Annotated in this window: 18 protein-coding genes; 3 read left to right on the top strand and 15 right to left on the bottom strand. The window is 57.9% G+C overall.

Annotation, left to right across the window (positions count from 1 at the left end):
- Positions 1-57 precede the first annotated feature (57 nt).
- The 3 genes from lptG to EP166_RS04280 form a co-directional block, all read right to left on the bottom strand.
- On the bottom strand, positions 58-1,125 hold the full coding sequence (lptG, locus tag EP166_RS04290) for an LPS export ABC transporter permease LptG (protein WP_127555548.1): 1,068 nt from the start codon (positions 1,123-1,125) through the stop codon (positions 58-60).
- A complete protein-coding gene (gene lptF, locus EP166_RS04285) occupies positions 1,125-2,171 on the bottom strand; it encodes an LPS export ABC transporter permease LptF (RefSeq protein WP_164743809.1) in 1,047 nt (348 codons plus the stop codon). The genes lptG and lptF overlap by 1 nt, the downstream gene beginning before the upstream one ends.
- An 80-nt stretch (positions 2,172-2,251) precedes the next feature.
- Entirely contained in the window at positions 2,252-3,400 is a 1,149-nt protein-coding gene (locus tag EP166_RS04280; RefSeq protein ID WP_127555546.1) for a Wzz/FepE/Etk N-terminal domain-containing protein, read from the bottom strand.
- Positions 3,401-3,671: 271 nt separating this feature from the next.
- On the opposite strand from EP166_RS04280, the gene EP166_RS04275 reads away from it, so the two are divergent.
- The 3 genes from EP166_RS04275 (at position 3,672) to EP166_RS04265 (ending at position 6,919) form a co-directional block, all read left to right on the top strand.
- A complete protein-coding gene (locus EP166_RS04275) occupies positions 3,672-5,039 on the top strand; it encodes a phosphohexomutase domain-containing protein (protein ID WP_127555545.1) in 1,368 nt (455 codons plus the stop codon).
- A gap of 99 nt (positions 5,040-5,138) precedes the next feature.
- Positions 5,139-6,152: a UDP-glucose 4-epimerase GalE gene (gene galE, locus EP166_RS04270; protein WP_127555544.1), complete on the top strand. Its 1,014-nt coding sequence runs from the start codon at positions 5,139-5,141 to the stop codon at positions 6,150-6,152.
- Positions 6,152-6,919 carry a methyltransferase domain-containing protein gene (locus EP166_RS04265; protein WP_164743808.1) on the top strand — a complete coding sequence of 256 codons (768 nt, stop codon included), beginning with the start codon at positions 6,152-6,154 and terminating at the stop codon, positions 6,917-6,919. Before galE ends, EP166_RS04265 begins: the two co-directional genes overlap by 1 nt.
- A 66-nt stretch (positions 6,920-6,985) precedes the next feature.
- On the opposite strand, the gene queE is transcribed toward EP166_RS04265, so the two are convergent.
- From queE to EP166_RS04205, 12 genes are all read right to left on the bottom strand, one after another.
- Positions 6,986-7,657 (bottom strand): 7-carboxy-7-deazaguanine synthase, encoded by a 672-nt coding sequence (queE, locus tag EP166_RS04260; protein WP_181952701.1) that lies wholly within the window; start codon positions 7,655-7,657, stop codon positions 6,986-6,988.
- 65 nt (positions 7,658-7,722) lie between these two features.
- Positions 7,723-10,197: a bifunctional diguanylate cyclase/phosphodiesterase gene (locus EP166_RS04255; RefSeq protein ID WP_127555542.1), complete on the bottom strand. Its 2,475-nt coding sequence runs from the start codon at positions 10,195-10,197 to the stop codon at positions 7,723-7,725.
- A 59-nt stretch (positions 10,198-10,256) separates the two neighbouring features.
- Positions 10,257-10,604, bottom strand: a complete 348-nt coding sequence (locus EP166_RS04250; protein ID WP_127555541.1) for a hypothetical protein — start codon at positions 10,602-10,604, stop codon at positions 10,257-10,259.
- Entirely contained in the window at positions 10,601-11,347 is a 747-nt protein-coding gene (locus tag EP166_RS04245) for a hypothetical protein (protein WP_127555540.1), read from the bottom strand. Before EP166_RS04245 ends, EP166_RS04250 begins: the two co-directional genes overlap by 4 nt.
- Positions 11,344-11,862, bottom strand: coding sequence for a DUF2878 domain-containing protein (locus tag EP166_RS04240; protein ID WP_127555539.1), 519 nt, complete (start codon positions 11,860-11,862; stop codon positions 11,344-11,346). The genes EP166_RS04245 and EP166_RS04240 overlap by 4 nt, the downstream gene beginning before the upstream one ends.
- Complete coding sequence (locus EP166_RS04235; RefSeq protein ID WP_127555538.1) at positions 11,859-13,109, bottom strand: SAM-dependent methyltransferase; 1,251 nt, start codon at positions 13,107-13,109, stop codon at positions 11,859-11,861. Before EP166_RS04235 ends, EP166_RS04240 begins: the two co-directional genes overlap by 4 nt.
- Positions 13,106-13,927 (bottom strand): DUF1365 domain-containing protein, encoded by an 822-nt coding sequence (locus EP166_RS04230; protein WP_220432477.1) that lies wholly within the window; start codon positions 13,925-13,927, stop codon positions 13,106-13,108. The genes EP166_RS04235 and EP166_RS04230 overlap by 4 nt, the downstream gene beginning before the upstream one ends.
- A complete protein-coding gene (locus EP166_RS04225) occupies positions 13,918-15,183 on the bottom strand; it encodes an NAD(P)/FAD-dependent oxidoreductase (RefSeq protein ID WP_127555537.1) in 1,266 nt (421 codons plus the stop codon). The genes EP166_RS04230 and EP166_RS04225 overlap by 10 nt, the downstream gene beginning before the upstream one ends.
- Before the next feature lie 45 nt (positions 15,184-15,228).
- Positions 15,229-15,645 carry a nuclear transport factor 2 family protein gene (locus tag EP166_RS04220; protein WP_127555536.1) on the bottom strand — a complete coding sequence of 139 codons (417 nt, stop codon included), beginning with the start codon at positions 15,643-15,645 and terminating at the stop codon, positions 15,229-15,231.
- A gap of 71 nt (positions 15,646-15,716) precedes the next feature.
- Complete coding sequence (locus tag EP166_RS04215) at positions 15,717-17,099, bottom strand: cryptochrome/photolyase family protein (RefSeq protein ID WP_127555535.1); 1,383 nt, start codon at positions 17,097-17,099, stop codon at positions 15,717-15,719.
- An 88-nt stretch (positions 17,100-17,187) separates the two neighbouring features.
- Entirely contained in the window at positions 17,188-18,138 is a 951-nt protein-coding gene (locus EP166_RS04210) for a YbgA family protein (protein ID WP_164743807.1), read from the bottom strand.
- A 99-nt stretch (positions 18,139-18,237) separates the two neighbouring features.
- On the bottom strand, positions 18,238-19,869 hold the full coding sequence (locus EP166_RS04205) for a methyl-accepting chemotaxis protein (protein ID WP_164743806.1): 1,632 nt from the start codon (positions 19,867-19,869) through the stop codon (positions 18,238-18,240).
- Positions 19,870-19,963 lie beyond the last annotated feature (94 nt).

The raw sequence follows: 19,963 nt of genomic DNA, 5'->3' as shown, positions 1-19,963 counted from the left end.
TCTGCGTCTTTTATTGTGTTGCGTCCGTTATTGTTTTACGTCTTTTATTGTTCGGCGTCACAATCTTGCTTTAACCAACCACACCGTAACCCCCAAAAACAGCAACGATGGCGCCAGTGCAGCCAGCACCGGGGTCAGCCCCATCACCATCAACAAACTGCCGCTCGTATCCGTCACCAGCTGAACCGCAATCGCCAATGCCACGCCCTTGAACGCGGCATCGCCCAGCGTTTTTTGCCTGAAACTCCCAAACGAAAACACCAGCGCCAGAAACAGCATGGCAATGTATTGCACCGGAAACCAGAGACGACTCCAGAAAGTGAGTTCCAGGCGGGGGTCGGGCAAGGCTTGGTCGAGTGAAAAGCGCACCTGAACCCACAGCTGTTGCAGGGTCAGTTCGCGCTCGCGCTGGCTCAGAATGCTGAGCAAGTCGGCATTGAAGTTGTCCGGTTGCCAGTTCAGAGTTTCAAACTGACTGTGCTGTACCGAGTCGTCAAAGAACGCCACCTGTTTAACGTCGTTCAGCTTCCACCCCTGGTCGATGGGGCTGGCGGTGGGGGCGAAGGTGACCATGGACAGGTTATTGCGGTCGTCCATTTCGAAAATGGTGAGGCCGGTGATGTCGCGGTCGGGCGAGACCAGATCGACGTTGATAACCCACTGATTGTCTCGGTACCACTGGCCACTCAGGGTTGGCAGGCTGCGGTCGAGTTTCATGGCCCGGGTCACTTCGGCTTGCAATCGCAGTTGCGGCGCCGCCCATTCGCCAATGAAGTAAACAAAGGGTAACAGCATCAGCCCGGGCAGAATCAGCCGCACCACCAGGCCATAGGCACTGCGCGAGGCCAGTTGAATCACCACCAGTTCGCTGTTTTTGGCCATGCCGGCTACCGAGAGTAGGGTGCCGAGCAACACCATCGGGCCAATAAACTGGTAGACCTCGAGCGGCAGGCTGTAGAGCCGGTACAGGAAGGCATCGAAGGGGGTATAGGTCTCGCTGCCGCGCCGGCTGATTTCATCGGCCACACCCATCACCAGCAAGAGCCCGCCAATGGCCAGTACCACAATGGTGATAAACACGGCGGTGCGCTTCAGGATGTAGCGGTTGAGAATCGACAAGCCCATCAGCCAGGCCTCCGTATCACCACAAGCCCGAGCGCTGCCAGCACAATCAGCAACCACCAGGGGCTGGCGATGAGCGGAAGCTGGCCTTTTTCGACGGCGGTTTGCACGGTATCGAGTGAGAAGGTGAATACGATATACAAAATGATCCCCAACGCGATGGCCCCCACCTTGGCCTTGCGGGGTTTCACCCGGGTGAGGCTTACGGCCCATACGGCCAGTACCAGAATCATGCCGGCGGTGAGAGTGCGTTCTATCACTTCACTGCGGTTGGTCTGGCTGCCGTTCTCCCACAGTACGTTAGAGCTATAGGCTTCGCGCGGGCTGCTGCGCGAGCCCGATTCATCGGTGGGGATGTACAACGCATAGCTTTGGTAGTTGACGCGTTCGGTTTCGTCGGGGTCGAGGCTGAAAACGGTTTGCCGCCCGGAAAACAGGGTTAAATACTGGCGTTGGTCTTCAAGCTGAATGCGTGCCGAGGGCGCGGTGTTAACGGAGATTCGGTCGCCATCAACCTGGGCCACAAAGAGGTTGAGCAGGGATTCCTGCGCCGGGTTGGAAGACCGGGCATACAGGGTGGCATCGCGCTGGTTTAGGGAGAAAAACTCACCGGGGGACACAATGTCGGTCAGCGGGCGGTTCTGTTGGCTGAACAGGTAGTCGGAAAGGCCCCGCTCGGCCATGGGCGTAATAAGGTGGGTAAAGGCCAGCATGAGCACCATGGCCGGTAAGGCGGTATAGGCCAGAACTTTGGTCAGTATGCCGGTATCGGAGACGCCGATGGCATGCAACACGGTGCGTTCTGAATCTTCGCTAAGCCGGTTCAGGGTGGTCAGGGCAGCGAGGAAATACGCCGCCGGCAACAGTTCGGGCAGCAGGATGGGCAGTTGAAACCCGATGATGGCGACAATGGCCCAATCGGAATATTGGCCGGATACGACGCGGCCGAGCGTTTCACTCATTTCCCCGGCGATGAGCAACGCCATAAGAATGGCGGTGATCAGCGCAAAGGGCTTGATGATTTCTCGGCAGATGTACCAGGTGAACAATGTTGAATCCGAATGTGACGAGATGGCCCGCAGTATAGCGGGTTAGGGGGCGTCACCCAATAAGCGACGCAACCCCGTTTTTAATCTTCTTTTCTGGACCGAATCGCCATGCGGATCAGCGCGATGAACAGCGCAGCAAAGCCGGCCAGTACCGTAGCGGCAATGGCGATCAGCGGCCGGTTCGGTTTTTCGGCATTGCTGGGGATACGCGCGGCGGCGTCTTCATCGAGCAGGGTGACGTCGCTAAGGGCAAAGGTTTGATTGCTCAGCGCTCGAATCTCGCCCTGCAACTGGCTGGGCGTGGTGGTAATGACCATCTGGTTGCCGTTCAAGTCGAACATGGTTTCTTCAACGCCTTCGAGGAACAATTCGGCCGCGCCATCGGCCGAAAGACTCTCTAGTTGAGCTGTCAGAAAACGGCTGCCGTTGAGAAAGAGTTCATCGTTGGCCAACTGGTTGATCATCTGCACCTGGCCGTCGCCCAGTACCAGGGCTTCCCAACTGGTGGGTTCTTCCAGACCCAGGGAGTTGGCAATGCTAAGCGCTTGTTGTACGCGCCGGCGTTCGCGCGCCAGGCTGGCTTCGGCCCCGGCCAATAGCTGGTTGTATTGGGACTGGGCGCTTTCAATGCGAATGGCCTTGGTAGCGTTGATGTTACTAATGGCTTCGCGCAGCGTGCGTTCTTCGGCCAGTACCAGCAGTTCGTCAATAAAGGCCTTGGCCCGGCGTGGCTCGCTGCTGAGCAGGTTGACAGACAGGCTGTTCAGCGGGGTTTTTTCATCGGCCCCCAACTGGTAAAACTCGTAGCGCACCGGGCCTACAGAGAGGGCATCGGCAACGCTTTGAATCTGGGAAAACGCTTCTTCTTCAGAGAGAGAGTCGAGATCCTGGTCGCCGCCCAGGTCTGCTTGGCTGTATGCCTGTTCGATGAGGCTGAGTGAGCGAAGGTTGAGCAGAAAGCGTTCAGACAGTTCATCGAGCGTGAGAGGGGCTATTTGTTGCGCCAGCAAAGGTTGAACCGCACCGCGAGAGGGTTGGCTGATGATGGCTTCAACCCGGTACTGCTTGGGCAGTAACAGCGCAGCGGCAACGCCAATGACCGCGCCAAGTACCGTGATGCCGACAATCAGTGGCCACTGGGCAATGAGCCCCCGCAGCAATTCACCCAGGTCTATGGTGTCGTCTTCGATGTAGCGCGGCGCCGTTTGGTGCGGGTCTGATGAACTCATGTGTTCCCTCTGTACTGCGTGGTAATGACGACTGGTCGTAGCGATGGTTGACCGCCGTTCTAGCTGTTGGCTGGCATGGGACGACGGGCGCTGTTTTGCCACACAAATGCCTAACCGCAGCAGTATACGGGACGCCAGAGACGGAGCCAAGCTGGCCGGGGTCGCCTGCTATTGGGTAGAGCTCGACACCAGGAAAAACCGATTTTAAAAAAGACTGCAAGGAGGGCCTTTTGCAACCTATAATCGGGGCACATCTAAAACGGAGCACCTCATGACTGAACTGACCTGTTTTGGCGCTTACGACATTCGCGGTGAGCTGGGTGTCGAGCTGAATACGGACATTGCCTACAGGATTGGACGGGCCTTTGCAGCCTACCTGAAACCCAAGACCGTGGTCGTCGGGGGCGATGTTCGCCAGACGTCTCCGGAGCTGAAGCAAGCCTTTGCCGACGGCGTGCTGGATTTCGGGGCCGATGTGATCGATATCGGGCTGTGTGGCACCGAAGAGGTGTATTTCGCCACCAAACACCTTAAGGCCGAGGGTGGGTGCATGGTGACGGCCAGCCACAACCCCATTAATTACAACGGCATGAAGATGGTGCGCGAGGAATCCAAACCGATTTCCCGAGACACCGGCCTCGACGACATTCGCAAAATGGCCGAAACCGGGGACTATGGCGATAAAGCCGCCAAGCGTGGCACGCTCACCGAGCACGACAACAGCCAGGCCTATACCGAACATCTGATCGGCTATCTCGATCTTTCCGACCTGCGCCCGACCAAGCTGGTCACCAATGCCGGCAACGGCGCCGCAGGCCCCTCGCTCGACCGCCTGGAAGCCGCCCTGAAAGCCAGTGGCGCACCGATTGAGCTGATTAAAATCAACAACGACCCCGATGGCACTTTCCCGAACGGCATTCCCAACCCCCTGTTGCACGAACAGCAGCCGGTAACCAGCAAGGCGGTTAAAGAACACGGCGCCGACATGGGCATCGCCTGGGATGGCGACTTTGACCGCTGTTTCCTGTGGGACAACGAAGGCCAGTTCATCGAAGGCTATTACATTGTGGGTTTGCTGGCCGAGGCTTTTCTGGTCAAGCAGCCGGGCTCCAAGGTGGTGTATGACCCGCGGCTGACGTGGAACACCGTCGAAATCGTCGAAGCCAACGGTGGCGAGGCCATCATGTGCAAATCGGGCCATGCCTTTATTAAAGAGAAGATGCGTAAGGAAGATGCCGTCTACGGCGGTGAAATGAGTGCCCACCACTACTTCCGCGATTTCGCCTATGCCGACTCGGGCATGATTCCCTGGTTGCTGGTGGTCGATTTGCTGAGCAAGAAGAAGACCTCACTGAAAGCACTGGTCAGCGAGCGGATGGCGAAGTTCCCGTCACCGGGCGAGATCAACAGTAAAGTCGCCGATGCCGATGAAACCATGACCCGGGTTTACGATGCTTATAAGTCCGACGCCATAGCAGAAGACCGCATCGATGGCCTGTCGTTGGAGTTCACCGACTGGCGCTTTAACTTGCGTAAATCGAACACCGAACCGGTGATTCGCCTGAACGTCGAAACCCGGGGCGACAAAGCCCTCATGGAAGAGAAGACTCAGGAGCTGCTGGCACTGATTCGCCAGTAGAGCGACCGCCCGGAGAACGAGGATACCTTGTCTGAAAACGTTTTCAGTGGTAGGTTTTCCGGGATTACTCACTCTGAAAACCACGCAATGGAGTTTGCTATGACTGTTTTGGTGACCGGCGGTGCCGGGTACATTGGCAGCCACACCTGCATAGAACTGATCAAAGCCGGGCACACCGTGCTGGTGCTCGATAACCTCGTGAACAGCTCGCCGGAATCGCTGCGCCGGGTTGAGGCCATTGTGCAGCAACCGGTCGATTTCGTAGAAGGCGACATTCGCGATACTGCCTTGCTCGACCGGGTGTTCAGCGAACACGACATCGAGGCCGTGGTGCATTTTGCCGGCCTGAAAGCCGTGGGCGAGAGCACTGAGAAGCCACTCGATTACTACGACAACAACGTATACGGCACCCTGTGTCTGTTGCAGGTGATGAAACGCCACGGCTGCAAGAACCTGGTGTTCAGTTCATCGGCCACGGTGTATGGCGACCCGCATACGGTGCCGATTCAGGAGCACTTTCCGCTCAGCGCGACCAACCCTTACGGCCGCTCCAAGCTGATGATCGAAGACATTCTGCGTGACCTTCATGCCTCCGATCCGGAATGGCAGGTGGCGCTGTTGCGGTACTTCAACCCGGTTGGGGCGCACGAAAGCGGCACCATCGGCGAAGACCCGAACGGCATTCCCAATAACCTGATGCCCTTTATTACCCAGGTGGCCATTGGCAAGCGCGAGGCGTTGTCGGTCTTCGGGAGCGATTACAACACGCCCGATGGCACTGGCGTGCGCGACTACATTCACGTGGTGGACTTGGCCAAAGGCCACGTTCAAGCCATCGAGAAGCTGAACAGCAACCCTGGCTGCGTGGCCTACAACCTGGGCACCGGAGTGGGCTACAGCGTGCTCGATATGGTGAAAGCACTGGAGAAGGCTTCGGGTTGCGAGGTGCCTTACAAGCTGGTCGATCGCCGCCCCGGCGACATCGCCTGCTGCTATGCCGACCCGGCCTATGCCGAGCAGGAACTGGGCTGGCGCGCCGAGCGGGGTCTGGAAGACATGATGGCCGATTCCTGGCGCTGGCAAAGCCAAAACCCGGAGGGTTATCAGCGGTAGTGAAAGACTACGTCAATTTCGACCCGCTGGCGGAGCGGTTTTCAAAAAACATCTATGGCAGCTTGAAAGGCCGTATTCGCCAGACACTGTTGGAAACGCTGTACCCGAAGTACCTGCCCGAATTACAGCAACCGGGGCTGAGCGTGCTAGATGCCGGTGGTGGCCTCGGGCAAATGACATTGTGGCTGCTGGGGATGGGGCACCGGGTCGAGTATTTCGACGTGTCGGGCGATCTGGTGGCTCAGGTTCAACACGATGCGGCCGATTGGATTGCCAGCGGCCAGTGCCGGGCAAGCCAGGCTTCGGTATTTGATTTCGACACCGGCCCTAACCGGGATTTGGTGATCTTGCACGCCGTGCTCGAATGGCTGGAACAACCACAGGCCGCACTGGACAGAGCCATGAGCTGGGTAGCGCCGGGCGGCGTGATCGGTGTAATGGTCTACAACCGTCACATGCTTGAGCTGCGCAACCTGATGCGCGGTACCCTCGACAAAGTCAAAACCGGTCAGCTGCAAGGCCTGGCCGGCGGACTGACCCCAATAACGCCCCTAAGCCCGGAACCCGTGCGCCAGCAACTGGTGGACAGCGGCTTCGACATTCTCACCCAGGCGGGCATTCGTACCTTTACCGATTTAACCGAACCGACGGTGCTGAGCTGGTACACCGATGACGACATCATCGAGATGGAACAGCGCTTGTGCGAGCAAGCGCCTTATCGGGATTTGGGGCGGTATGTGTTGTTGCTGGCCAGAAAGCCAACCTAAGCTGAGATTTATGGGTCGCACCAGATCTTACACGGCCTTCTAGGGGTCTTGCGGTCGTTTATTGCGTCAGGCGATGTTAACCACCTTGTGCGACTGCAGTGTCAGCCGCCACTCGGGGTGGGCCATGCAATAGGCGATGGCGGCCTGGGTGCTGGTTTCCCGCGCCGGGTGCAGGGTTTCGATGTCGAAGGGGTTTAGCGGGCTCAGGTAGCGAACCCCGGCCTCGATGTGCGCAAACCGTTCTGGCGGCGCGTCCGGCTGCGGGAACACCAGCTTCAGTTCATCGCAGCGCTCGATGATCACCTCACTGCGCCCCTTGGGGCTGATGCATACCCAATCGAGATTGGCCGGCAGCGGGCGGGTTCCGTTCGATTCTACAGCGCACTCGAAGCCGTGCTGGTGCAGGGCGTCGATCAGCGCTTCAGTCAATTGCAGGGCCGGTTCGCCACCAGTGAATACCACGTAGGGTTTTTCTCGCTGGTCTGTTACGCGAGTGGCCGTTGGCCACAGCGCGGCTATGGCGTCGGCCAGGTCGGTTTCGGTGGCGAATTTGCCACCGCCTTCGCCATCGGTGCCAATGAAGTCGGTATCGCAGAACGTGCAGATGCTGGTGGCGCGGTCTGATTCGCGGCCACTCCAGAGGTTGCAACCGGTAAATCGACAGAAGACCGAGGCGCGGCCGGTGTGCGCGCCTTCGCCCTGCAGGGTGTAGAACATTTCTTTAACGGAGTAGGTCACGGGGTTTTGAATCTCAAAAATCGGGGTGAAAAAACGGCCTGTTCACTGGCCGTGCGAACGGGACGTTAAGGCGCGGCTGCAGCGGCCTGGGTGTTGTTGTCTTGCAGCAGGCGTATAAAATCGTCGGTGTTCAGCGGGGCGGAAAACAAATAGCCCTGGTAGCGCAGACAGCCAATCGACTCCAGAAACGTCAGTTGTTCTTCGGTTTCTACACCTTCGGCAATGGTTTTGAGGTTCAGGTGCTGAGCCATGGCGAGAATGGTTTCGACAATGGCGGCGTCGTTGCTGTCGGTAGTGAGGTCGCGCACGAACGACTGGTCGACTTTAAGCACATCGAGCGGCAAGCGCTTCAGGTAGCTCAGGCTCGAATAGCCGGTGCCAAAATCGTCGATTGAAAACGAGACGCCGTACTGGCGAATTTCGTTCATCCGCACGATGGTTTCTTCGACTTCGTTGATCACCATGCCTTCGGTGATTTCCAGGTCGATGCAGCGGGCCGGAATGTCGTATTGCTTGATGGCCTGTTTCACCTGAGTAAAAAATTCGGGCTGGGAAAACTGTTGTGGGCTGACGTTGATGCCGAGCACCTGGTTTTCGTGCCAGAGGCCAGCGTCCATCCAGCGGCGCACCGTGGCGCAGGCTTCATCGAGCGCCCATTCGCCAACCTTGACGATCAGCCCCATGTTTTCCAGCACCGGAATGAATTCGACCGGGGAGACGGTGCCCCGGGTCGGGTGTTGCCAGCGCATCAGGGCCTCGGCGCCAAGGATGCTGTTATCGCGCACATCGACCTGGGGCTGAAAGGTGAGGTAGAACTCGCGGCGTTCGACCGCCAGACGCAGGTCTTTTTCCATGCTCAACCGGAAGGCGGTGGCTTCGGCCATGGCTTGTTCGAACTGAATGGCGTTGTCTTTGCCATGCGCCTTGGCCTGGTACATGGCGGTGTCGGCATTGCGCAGCAGGTCTGAGGCGCTGGTGGAACCTTCCGGATAAAGGGCGATGCCCAGGCTGGCGGTGACCGTCAGTTGTTGCCCGCCAATGAAGAACGGTTCGGCCAGGGCTTTGCGAAGGCGTTCGGCGCGCTGGTAGGCCAGAATGCTGACTTCGCTTCTATCATTCCCAAGGTCAGCCATGCAGATCACGAACTCGTCGCCGCCGAGGCGCGACACGGTGTCTTCGTTACGCACGGCATCCATTAACCGGGAAGCGGCTTCACGCAGCAGCGAGTCGCCTGCACTGTGGCCCATGGAATCGTTGATGTTTTTGAAGTTATCGAGGTCGATAAACACCAGAGCACCGAATTGGCCGGAACGTTCGGCGCGGCGCAGTGACTGGCCCAGACGATCAAGAAAGAGGTGCCGGTTGGGCAGGTCGGTCAGCGGGTCGTGGTAGGCCATGTGTTGCATGCGCGACTGATTGCGCTTGCGTTCGGTAATGTCGACACCGACCGAGAGTATGGCGGGCTCGCCGCGAAATTCGATGGGCAGAATGCGCAGCTCAAGCGCCGTTAGGGTGCCATTGCTGGTCATCCAGTCCAGCTCGGGGATAAACAAGCTGTTCTGATCGGTCATCACCTGTTCGTCGGCTTCTACAATCAGTTGGCGCGACTTTTCGTCGTATTCATCGAGTATTCGGCTCTGATGCTGGCCGGTCAGTTCTTCGACCGTGGTCTGGAAGGCACGGGCAAAGGCTTCGTTCACCAGTGCCAGTTCGCCCTGGCGGTTCTTAACGTAAATGAGGTGCGGCAGGTTATCGATCAGCCGCCGCATGTTGGTGTAAGACTCTTCAACTTCGTGCTTGGCCAGTGTCTTGTCGGTGATCAGCCGTTCGGCATTGCTCAGGTAATGGTTGATGTGGGCGGTCAGTTGGCCGAGTTCGTCGCGCTCGTGGCCACTGGGTGGGGTTAACCGCTGTCCATCGGGGTTCTCGGCATCAATGCTGTCGAGCGAGCTGGACATCTTGTTGATCGGCTTGGTGACCAGCCGGTAAAAGACAATGAGGAACAGTAGAATCAGGATGAAGTTTTTGACCACCCCAAGCAGAAAGGTCGAAATCGCCCGGTCGGCGAAGCTCTGGTAGGCCAGCACCGTGTCGATCTGCATGCGCAGCAGGCCATAGACATCGCTGCCCAGGGCATTGGTTTCCAGCCGTGTTTCCAGCGTTTGCACGGGCCGGGTAATGAACAGTTCATACCAGTGTTGCTGGCGCTGGTCTTGCTCGGCAGAGCGCTCAGCCAAGGGCGATCCGAGTTCGTCAATAATGGCGACGTAGGTAACAAAGTCGTACACGAACATGCCGTTGGCCACTTCGCTGGCCAGATTGTAGTCCAGCGTGTGCACGGCGCGTGAGGCGGCAAAGCGGGAGGCGTCCATCACCCGTTCAATGGAGGCATCGAGTGAGTTTCGTTCTACGCGAAAGTCATTGAATACCTGATACCCGGAGCTGACCAGGCTGACGAGCAGGGCCAGAATGACACCACTGCGCGAGAGCCGAAACGACAGGCGATGTAGAAATCTGGGTTTGAAAACCTGAGAGGTCATCCGATGCACGCCACCATGGGGCCTGAAAAAGGGCCGCAAACATACTGAATGCTTACAGGTTAGTCAAAATCACGCTTAGCCGCCATGCGTTTTAGGTGTTGCCAGCGGGATACACACCAAACCGCCAAAACCGGGTTGCCCAGGGTTGGCAAGGTGACCAATAACAACAGCCGTACCCAGGGGTTGGGTTCGAACAGCCAGGCCAGCGCCAGGGCAATGAAAAAACCGCTGTACAGGTCGAACAGTGAAATTTGCCCCCAGACCTGGCTGGTCAGCCATTGGCCCTGTTCCGAGAACAGGGGCCAGGGGTTGTAAATCAGCATCCAGGCTATGAGGGTGAGCGACAGGCCGGTACCCAGAATCAGAAACACCAGTGCCAGCCGGTTGGTTATCCGGTTTGATTTCATGGCTGATCAGCCCCCGTATAGTCGTACTCTATATTGGCGCTGTAGTTGCCACCACCGGGTTTGGGCAGGTTGGTAAGCCCGGCGTAGCGCATCAGGCGCCGGGTGTCGATGTCGTAGGTCAGTTCAATGTCGCTGATCACCAGGCTGAGCAGGCGGTTGCGGACGTTGAGTTCGAGTATCAACTGGCCATTGGCCTGCTCGGTGGGGCGCAGCCGCAAGCCCAGCCAGCGGGTTCGGGTAGGCGCCAGGAACTGGAATTCGACACTGTTGCCGTCGAGCAAGGTGTCGAAGTGATCGAGAATGAAGTAGTGAAAGCCTCCGTCAATGACGTAATTCTCTTCATCGGACCAGTCGAGAAAGCCGGACTCGACGGAGTCTACCCTGACGCCATTGGCTTCGGGTTCAACGGTTTCGGTTCTTTCCGGGTCGGTGACCGTCAACCGGTAGGCGGGACGGGCCGGTTCCCAGTACGTCATGTCTTTTTGGGCGAGGGTATCGCCTTCGGGCGTTACATAACGAACGGTTTCCTGCTGAGGCACACCGTCGACCCGCTCCAGCTGGTGCTCTTCGGTATACAGCAGGTCACCGCTGTCCAGATCGTAGGCGTTGCCCGTGAATTCGATCGTCTCGGAGGTTTCAGCCACACTGGTCAGTGCCAGCCCGGCCAAGAGCAAGCCCAGGAACAGGGGTTTGGTGGCCCTGGCCCGGTGGATTGTGGGTGCAGACGTAAAAAGGGGGGTCATGTCGTCTCTATTTGAGTCGGATGTGTGTGGTTTGGGCGATCAAGCCACCAGTAGAACAGGGGCAGCCAGAGCCCCCAGGCCAGCGGTACAGCAACCAGCGCCCAGGGTTCCATGGTGGCGGCCCCGAATTGGGTGCCGGCGACGTAACTGCCCCCGCCGCCGAAAACACCCAGCACAATCTGCAGGCCCAAGCGGCCTTTCAGCCAGGCCAGCGAATGGTTCAGCGTCAGCGGAAACATCAGCCAGAGCCCAACCAGCCAGAGCGGTACCGGTTGCCCGACGCCCAGGAACTGAACGGCCGGAGTCACATGCCAGATGAGATCCACCAGCAAACCCAGAATCATGATCGGGATCACCGCTTGCCATTCGCGCCGATTGCCAAACAGGGCGGCGTGCATGGCCACAAAACCCAGCGCCCAGATAATCGCCCAGGCCGACTGGGTGAGCACCAGCAGGAACCAGCCGATCTGGAAGCCGGCGTAATTAAGAACCGCTTTGCCTGCGTTGAGTTTCATTGGGCCGGGTCTATCCAGGTCTGGCGGTTTTTGTCCTTGGCGAACATCACCTGGTGTGTGCCGATGGCGCGTTCAGTGAAGCCGCCTTCGCAGTAGGCAAAGTAGTAGCGCCACAGACGGTAGAAGGTATCGTCGTAGCCAAGTTCCAGAATCTGATCACGGGCAGCCACAAAGCGGTGATGCCAGTCTTTGAGGGTGCGGGCGTAGTGATCGGTCATGTCTTCAAGGTGCACCAGTTGCAGGTCGGTGTGGCGCTTCATGTTGTCCATCAGAATCGACAACGAGGGCAGGTGGCCGCCGGGGAAGATGTACTTGCGAATAAAATCGACCGAGGAACGGTATTCCTGGTAACGCTGGTCGGGCATGGTGATGCACTGGATCAGCGCCGCACCGTCGTCGGTCAGGCGTTCCGATAGTACTTTGAAATAGCTCGGCAGAAAGTCGTGACCGACCGCTTCGATCATCTCGATCGACACCAGTTTGTTGTATTGCCCGGTGAGGTCGCGGTAATCCTGTTTGAGCAGGGTGATTTTGTCGGCCAGTCCCAGTTCGTCGATGCGCTTGCGGGTATAGTCGTGCTGTTCATCGGAAATGGTGGTGGTGGTCACCTTGCAGCCGTAATGCTGAGCCGCATGAATCGCCATGCCACCCCAGCCGGTGCCGATTTCAAGCAGATGATCGCCCGGTTTCAGATCCAGCTTCTGGCAGACCCGGTCGAGCCGGTGACGCTGGGCTTCCTCTAGGGTGGACTCAGCGCTGGGGTATATGGCGCTGGAGTACATCATGCTGTCGTCGAGGAAGGCTTCGAACAGCTCGTTGCCGAGGTCGTAGTGGGCGCTGATGTTTTTGCGTGAACCGGCCTTGTCGTTGCGGTTGAGCCAGTGTGCCAGCCGCAGAACCGGCTTGGTAACGAGGCCCAGCGTTTTATTCAGCTTTGACGTTGTGTCGAGGTTTACCGCGAACACGCGAACTACGGTGGCCAGGTCTGAAGTGTCCCAAAACCCGGCGACGTAGCATTCAGCGGCGGCGAGCGCCCCCCCGGTGAGCATTTCCCGGTAGGTGCGGGTGTTGTGGATGTGGACGCTGGCGTGGGGGCCGTCCTGGTCCGGGTTGCCGAATACATAGGTGCCAGACTCATCGTGCAGTGTCAGTGACCCGGTGTGGAAGCGGTTCAGGGCCTTGAACAGCAGGCGCTGAGCCAGCGGACCCTGGGTCCCGTCAAAACGCGTCGGAGTGGCCGTTGTCATGCCGTTGTTTCCTTTTTCTCTTTGTTCGGGTGTGGGATGAAGGGAACCTTCTTCAGCCACAGTTTGAAGGCTTGCCAGTGGATGCCCATTACCACCTTTACGGTCATCGCCGGAAAACGGATGAGGGCGCGGCGCATGGCCCGAGCACTGATCGGCGCGGCTTCCATGACCAGAGTGGCATCGAACACCTTGTGTTGCTCACGGTGGTTTTCCAGGTGAATGCGCAGCGTCGGTTGCGGCAGGCCGAATACCCAGCGGTAATCCATGTCCATCGGCAAAAAGGGTGAGACATGGAATGCCTTGCTCAGCCGGTATTCGCGATAGTGCCGGTGAACGCGGTGCGGTTCGTAATGTGGGTTGGTGGGTGTCGGGCTGGTGTTGGATGTTTCTGCCAGCAGCACGTAGGCGTGGCGCTCTTTCCAGGGCGTGTTGGTGACTTCGGGCATTACGGCCAGCAAGTTCTCGTTATGGTCGAACACGTAATAGACCGACACCGGGTTGAACACGTAACCGAGGTAGCGTACGTGGGTTAGCACCCGTACCGAGGCAATGTGCCGGGGTTCCAGTTCGCTGTGCGTGCAGACCTTGTTGATGACGGCCTGTTTCAGGTCAGGTGTGCTCGGGTCGAAGTAATCGGCCCGGCGAAAACTGGCCCAGTTGAAACGCTCGGCCGACCAGAACCGCGAACTGCCGAACACCTCGTCGATTTCATCGAGATCAAGATACAGCATAAACAGCGGGTAGGTGAAACGGTGCTCTGCCGGGCTGTAGCGGCGGTGACGCACCCAGCCCTCGTAGAGGCAACTGTTCAGTGCCATGGCTCAACTCCAAAACTGGATGCGACGCGCAAGGCACTGTTAACGCCGTCCTCGTGAAAACCATTGAACCAGTAGGCCCCGCAAAAGTGGGTTCGGTTCTGGTTACCGATCTGTTCGTATCGGTTCTGAGCGTCAATACCGGCTTTGGTAAAGACCGGGTGGGCGTAGGTGAAGCGGTCGATAATCTTCGCGGGGTCGATGTCGCCGGTGCGGTTCAGCGTTACGCAAAAAGTGACCGGCGCGTCGTTGAAATTCTGCAAGATGTTCATGTTGTAAGTCAGCCCGACCGCGTCGGCAGGGTTGCGCGGAATGTGGTAGTTCCAGGCGGCCCAGGCTTTTCTGTTTTTGGGCAACAGGGTCTCGTCGGTGTGCAGCACCACATCGTTGTTGCTGTAGGGCAGGGCACCGAGAATGTCGCGTTCGTCGTCGGTTGGTTCGGCCAGCATGGCCAGCGCCTGATCACTGTGGCAGGCAAAGACAACCTGATCAAAACGCTCGGTTTGGCCGTCGCCAAAGGTGAGTGTTACGCCGTCGGCATCGCGCTCTACGCGGGTGACGCCCCGGTTCAGGTGAATGCGGTCTTTAAACGGTTCGGTCAGCGGGGCAACATAGGCACGCGACCCGCCGCTGATGACATACCACTGCGGCCGGCTTTTAACCGACAACAATCCGTGGTTCTTGAAAAACCGAACAAAGAACAGCGCTGGGAAGGCTTCCATGTCGGTTTCGCCGGAGGACCAGATGGCCGCACCCATGGGTACGATGTATTTGCGGATGAAGGTTTTGCCGAAGCCTTTTTGCTGAAAGTACTCTCCCAGCGTCATTTCGGGCGTCAGTTTGCCGGCATCGAGGTCTTCGAGGCTTTCTTTGTTGAAGCGCAGAATGTCGCGAATCATGCCCAGAAAACGGGGGTTCAACAGGTTCTTGCGCTGCGCGAACAGGGTGTCGAGGTTGTGGCCGTTGTACTCGAGGCCAGAAGCGTCGTCGCGCACGCTGAAACTCATTTCGGTCGGTTCACGGTTCACGGCCAGAGGCGCCATCAGTTTATTAAAATTGTGGTACACCCAATCGTTATAGACGATAAACCCGGTGTTCACACCCCAGGTGCGGCCGTCGATGGTGACATCCCGGGTGTTGGTGTGGCCGCCGATGTAATCGTTTTGCTCGAACACCTGAATATCGTGATGCGGGTGCAACAGCCGGGCGGTAGTTAGGCCCGCGATGCCGGTTCCAATGATGGCAATGCGTTGTTTCATTGAGTGTCCTGTCGGTGTTATCGGTGTTGTGTTGGTCAATTCAAATCAGTTCAGTCGACCTTTTAACCAGCCCAGCAGCGAGCCCAGAGCGGGTACGTGATCGAAGATCATCTGGTTGCTGTCGAAATAATCCTGATGCCGTGTGATTTTTTCCGCGAAGGTCAGGTAGGTGACACCAGGGACCAGAATGGGCGCACCACCTTTGAGCTTGGGATGACGAAAGGTCATTTCCCAGCGCAGCATGGCCTCGTTGTTCTGCTCCCATTCGGTAAGGTAACGGAACGAAATTTCATCGACGTTTTTGTACATGCCTTCGAAATAACGCTGCAGATTATCGAGACCTTCGATCCTGTGCAGCGGGTCGATAAACACGATGTCGCGGTCATAGATGTCGCCGAGCAGGCCGTCTTTCACCGTGTCGCGGTTTAACCGGTTATACACATCCTGCATTTGTTCAAGCATAGAAATCTCCTGAAGAGATAGTTTCGAGCTTCGAGCTTTTAGCTAACAGCTGATAGCTCGCAGCTCACAGCTCACAGCTGTTTAAATAATTCCAACGTCTCTGCGCGGGCGCGTTTGTAGTCGATCAGCGGCCGTGCATAGCCCAGGTGTCTGGCGAGTTGCTGGGTTGGTTCGTGTATGGCTTTAGCCGGCACGCTGGCCAGCTCCGGTACCCAGCGGCGAATGTAATCACCGCTGGGGTCAAAGCGTTGCGACTGGGTGTGAGGGTTAAAAATGCGAAAGTAGGGTGCCGCATCGACGCCGGTTGAGGCGCACCATTGCCAGCCGCCGTTGTTGCTGGCGAAATCGATATCCAGTAATTGCTGTGCAAACCAGCGTTCGCCCTGGCGCCAGTCAATTTTCAACAGTTTGACCAGGTACATGGCGACGATCATCCGCACCCGGTTGTGCATCCAGCCGGTCTGGGCGAGCTGGCGCATGCCAGCATCGACGATGGGTACGCCGGTCTGCCCCTGTTGCCAGTGATGCAGGGCGGTCTCATCCTGGAGCCAGGGAAAGGCATCCCAGCGTGGGTAGAAGGGTTTATGCCGGGCGATGTCGGGTCGCCAGTAGAGCAGGTAGTGGTAAAACTCCCGCCAGATAAGTTCAGACAACCAGGTTTGCACACCGGCACTGTCGAATTTGGGGTGCGAAAAAGCACTGTGCATGCACTGGCGCAAACTGATGGCGCCGCTGGCCAGGGCAGCCGACAGGCGGGATGTGCCCTCGGTAGCGGGCAGGTCGCGCTGATCTTTGTAGCGGGGCATGGCGTCAGCGAACTGGTCGAGGTGTTCGTGGGCGTCATGCTCGTTCAGCGGCAGTTCGGCGGTGCCATTCCAGTCTACCTCGGGGATGTCAGGAAGTTCGCTCAGCGCCGGTGCCCTGGTCGATGGCACCGGTAATGGAGCGGTCAGTGGCGTCTCGGCATGCTGGCTCAGCCAGCGTTTCTTGAACGGGGTGAACACCCGGTACATCTCCCCCTGGCCGGTTAGCAGGGAGGCCGGGTCGAAGCCGACCCGGTCTTCCCCGACCCAAGTGGTAATGCCGGCTAACCGGGCTTGCTCGATGGCATACTGGTCACGCTGTACTTCATCCCAACCGAATTCGCGGTGAAAGGTGAGTTGGCGAACGCTGTGCTGGCGGGCAAAGTCAATCAGCTGATCGACCCCGGATAGCCAGGTGTCGGCCTGCAGGATCGTCAGTGGAATGCCCAGTTGGGCCAGATCCCGGGCGACTGTGACCAGGGCAGAGCGAATGCTGTATTGGCGGGCCAGGCCGTAGTCGTGCTGCTGCCATTGCTTCGGCGTCCATAGAAAAATGGCTTTGATGTCAGCACCGGGCGCCTGGCAGGCTTCGGTCAGGGCGCTGTGGTCGCTGACGCGTAAATCGTTTCGGAACCAGACTAGTTGGGTCATTAAAAACTCTAGACAGAAGTTAGACGTATCATAGATACGCCTAATGATTGTGATTGGTTCAAATTATTTAACAGGCAGGTCAGTCGCACTAAATCGGGTTTCTCAACCCCAAGGCTTCAGGGTATGGGCTTAGAAACGTCTGATTCATCAGATAGGGGAACTGGTCGCCGTGCAGAAAGGTGTAATGCTTGAGCAAGGCGACCGGGACGATGAAGGGAACTTCGTTGGCCTTGTACTGATCGATCGAATGAATCAGCGAGGCTTTTTCCTTTTCGGACAACTGATTTTTGAAATAGCCCATCACATGTTGCAGCACGTTGACCCGGTGGCCCCGTTTGGGAATGTTCGATAGGGCTGACATCAGTTCTACCAGATATTCCTGGCCAAAGGCTTCCCGGTCTTCGATGTCTTTTAAGTTCGAGAGCTTCTGCCCCAGGCGTTTGTAGGTGGGGTAGTCGTGCATCATCAACAGGTATTTCTGCCGGGCGTGAAAGTCGATCAGCCCTTTGGCGGTGCGCCAGGGTTGCCCGGTGCGCCACTCGTGGTAAACGTAAACGCGCTGCACGAAGTTTTCCACCAGGTTCGGGTCACTCAGCCGGCCGCTTTCTTCAAAAGGCAAGGCCGGGGCGTGGCGTTGCAGCACCTCGGTGTACAAGCCGGCGGCGATTTTCTCGGGAATCATGCTTTTGTTGTACAGCTTTACCCGTTCCATGCCGCAACTGGGCGAGCCTTGCATAACGACGTAGCCGTCGAGTGCATCAAGCTCGGGGACGATACTTTCGGCGTAGTGCTGTAACTGCTCGGTGTAGTCGTCAGTCAGGTTGTCTGAATCGACAGCGCGGGTGCCCTGGTCAGTGCTGATCAGGCGGATTGGGTTGCGCGGTATGCCCATACCGATGGCGACTTCCGGGCAGTAGGGCACGAAATCGGCGTACTGGCCAAAGGTTTGAGTCAGCCAGCGGTGGTGTTTGTGCCCGCCGTTGAAGCGGACTTCATCGCCCAGCAGGCAACTGCTGACGCCCAGTTTGAGTTTTGTCATTGCGGTAGATGTTCCTGTCGCCCGGTTGTCGGTGGCCATTCCTGAGGTGCGTAATCGGTTGCTATGGTCGGGCGATACGCACCTCAAGTCCAGCCTGGATCACTGTGCGCCGGCACGCAGGCTCTGCAGTTGCTGTTGAAACTCGCTGGCCAGAGTCGACAGAGTCTCGCTGAGCGTTGTGGCTTGCTGGCTTTCGCTGGCGGTTTCTTCCGACAGGTTGCGGATCTGAATGATCAGTTCAGCCAGCGAGCCGGCGACGCTGGTCTGCTCTTCGGCGGCGGTGGCAATTTGTTGGTTCTTGTCGTTAATGGTTTGAATCGCGGTGAGAATCTCCGTCAACTGTTGCTCGGCCTGGGTAATGTGTTCACCGGTGGAGCGGGTTTGCACCAGACCGGCTTCCATCGCCTGGTTGCTGTTGCGCGCACCGGTTTGAATGGTCTCGACAATGGCGCGGATTTCGATGGTCGATTGCTGGGTTTTCTGCGCCAGCTGGCGCACTTCATCGGCAACCACGGCAAAGCCGCGCCCCTGGTCTCCGGCCCGGGCCGCTTCGATGGCGGCGTTCAGAGCGAGCAGATTGGTCTGTTCAGCAATGCCCTGAATCACACTCAACACCGAACCAACGTTTTCAGACTCTTGTGCCAGGCTGTTGATCAAACCGGCCGTTGTCTCGTTGTCGCTGGTAAGCCTAGTCATGGTGGTCTGGGCGGTGTGCATGGCCTGACTGCCTTGTTCGGCCAGTTGGCCGGTATGGCGGGTTGAGTCGGCGGTGTCGGCCGCATTGGCGGCGACTTCGCGCGAGGCGGCTTCCATTTCTTCAATGGCGGTGGCCACTTGCTGGCTGAGATCATGCTGCTGAGCGGTGGCTGAGGTGATGGACCCGGACATGACGTCGAGCCGGCTGGTGGCATCGCGCAGGGCGTTACTGTTGCGCTCCAGATCGGTCACCATGGTTTGCAGGAATTGGCGCAGGTAGTCGAGTGTTTGACCCAGTTGGCCAAGCTCATCTTGCCGTTTCAGTTCAATCGGCTGATCGTAACGCCCGCTGCGGATGTGGTTAACGCCGTCGGTCAAACCGTGTATGGGTTTGATAATGGCGCTGCGAACAAACAGGAAGATCGCTGCCAGAATGACCAGGCTAAGCACTATGGCGATGGCGACCGCCAGGCGCACCGTCCGGCTGGCACTGGCCTGGGCCTCGGTGTTTGCAACGATGGCCAGGCGGGACAATTCGTTGCCCAGTTCAGTCATCGCGGCTGACGGAGCCCTGTCTATGCCTGAAACAGCCGCGTCGCCTACGGTGTGATCGAAACCGCTGTTAATAAAAGCTTGCCGGCCTTCGGCGTAAGCGGTGGCCATGGTCTGGTGATCGTCAAGGAACTGGCTGGCAATGGCCTGCAGCTCGGGGTAAGCCCTGAGGTCGTTCGCCAGGCCGGCGACCAGGGTGCTGACCTGATCAGATTGTTCGTTGAAGGCCGTCCAGTAGCGGTCCATCCGGTCCGGGTCCTGGCCGCGCAGCAGAATGTTCTTCCACTCCTGCACCTGGGTCTTGAATTCAAGATGCGCGGTGTCGGCGCGTTTCTCCAGTTGTTTGACTCCCTCGGCAACGCCCACCAGGCGATTGACCGACTGATTCATAGAGAAAATACCGGCAAAGGCTACGATGGCCATGGCCAGTATGCTAAGCATGATGCTCACTAACAGACGAAACTGGATAGAACCTGTTTTCACGGTGCAATCTCCGTGTTGTGACCGTTTGAACAACGGGGCATTGTTGATAGGCCAGTCCATCTGAAACCGGGCTGACACTGGTTATACGGGAGGT

This window comes from Saccharospirillum alexandrii (assembly GCF_004000275.1).
GTDB lineage: Bacteria > Pseudomonadota > Gammaproteobacteria > Pseudomonadales > Natronospirillaceae > Saccharospirillum > Saccharospirillum alexandrii.
This window is presented reverse-complemented; position numbering and strand designations above follow the sequence as displayed.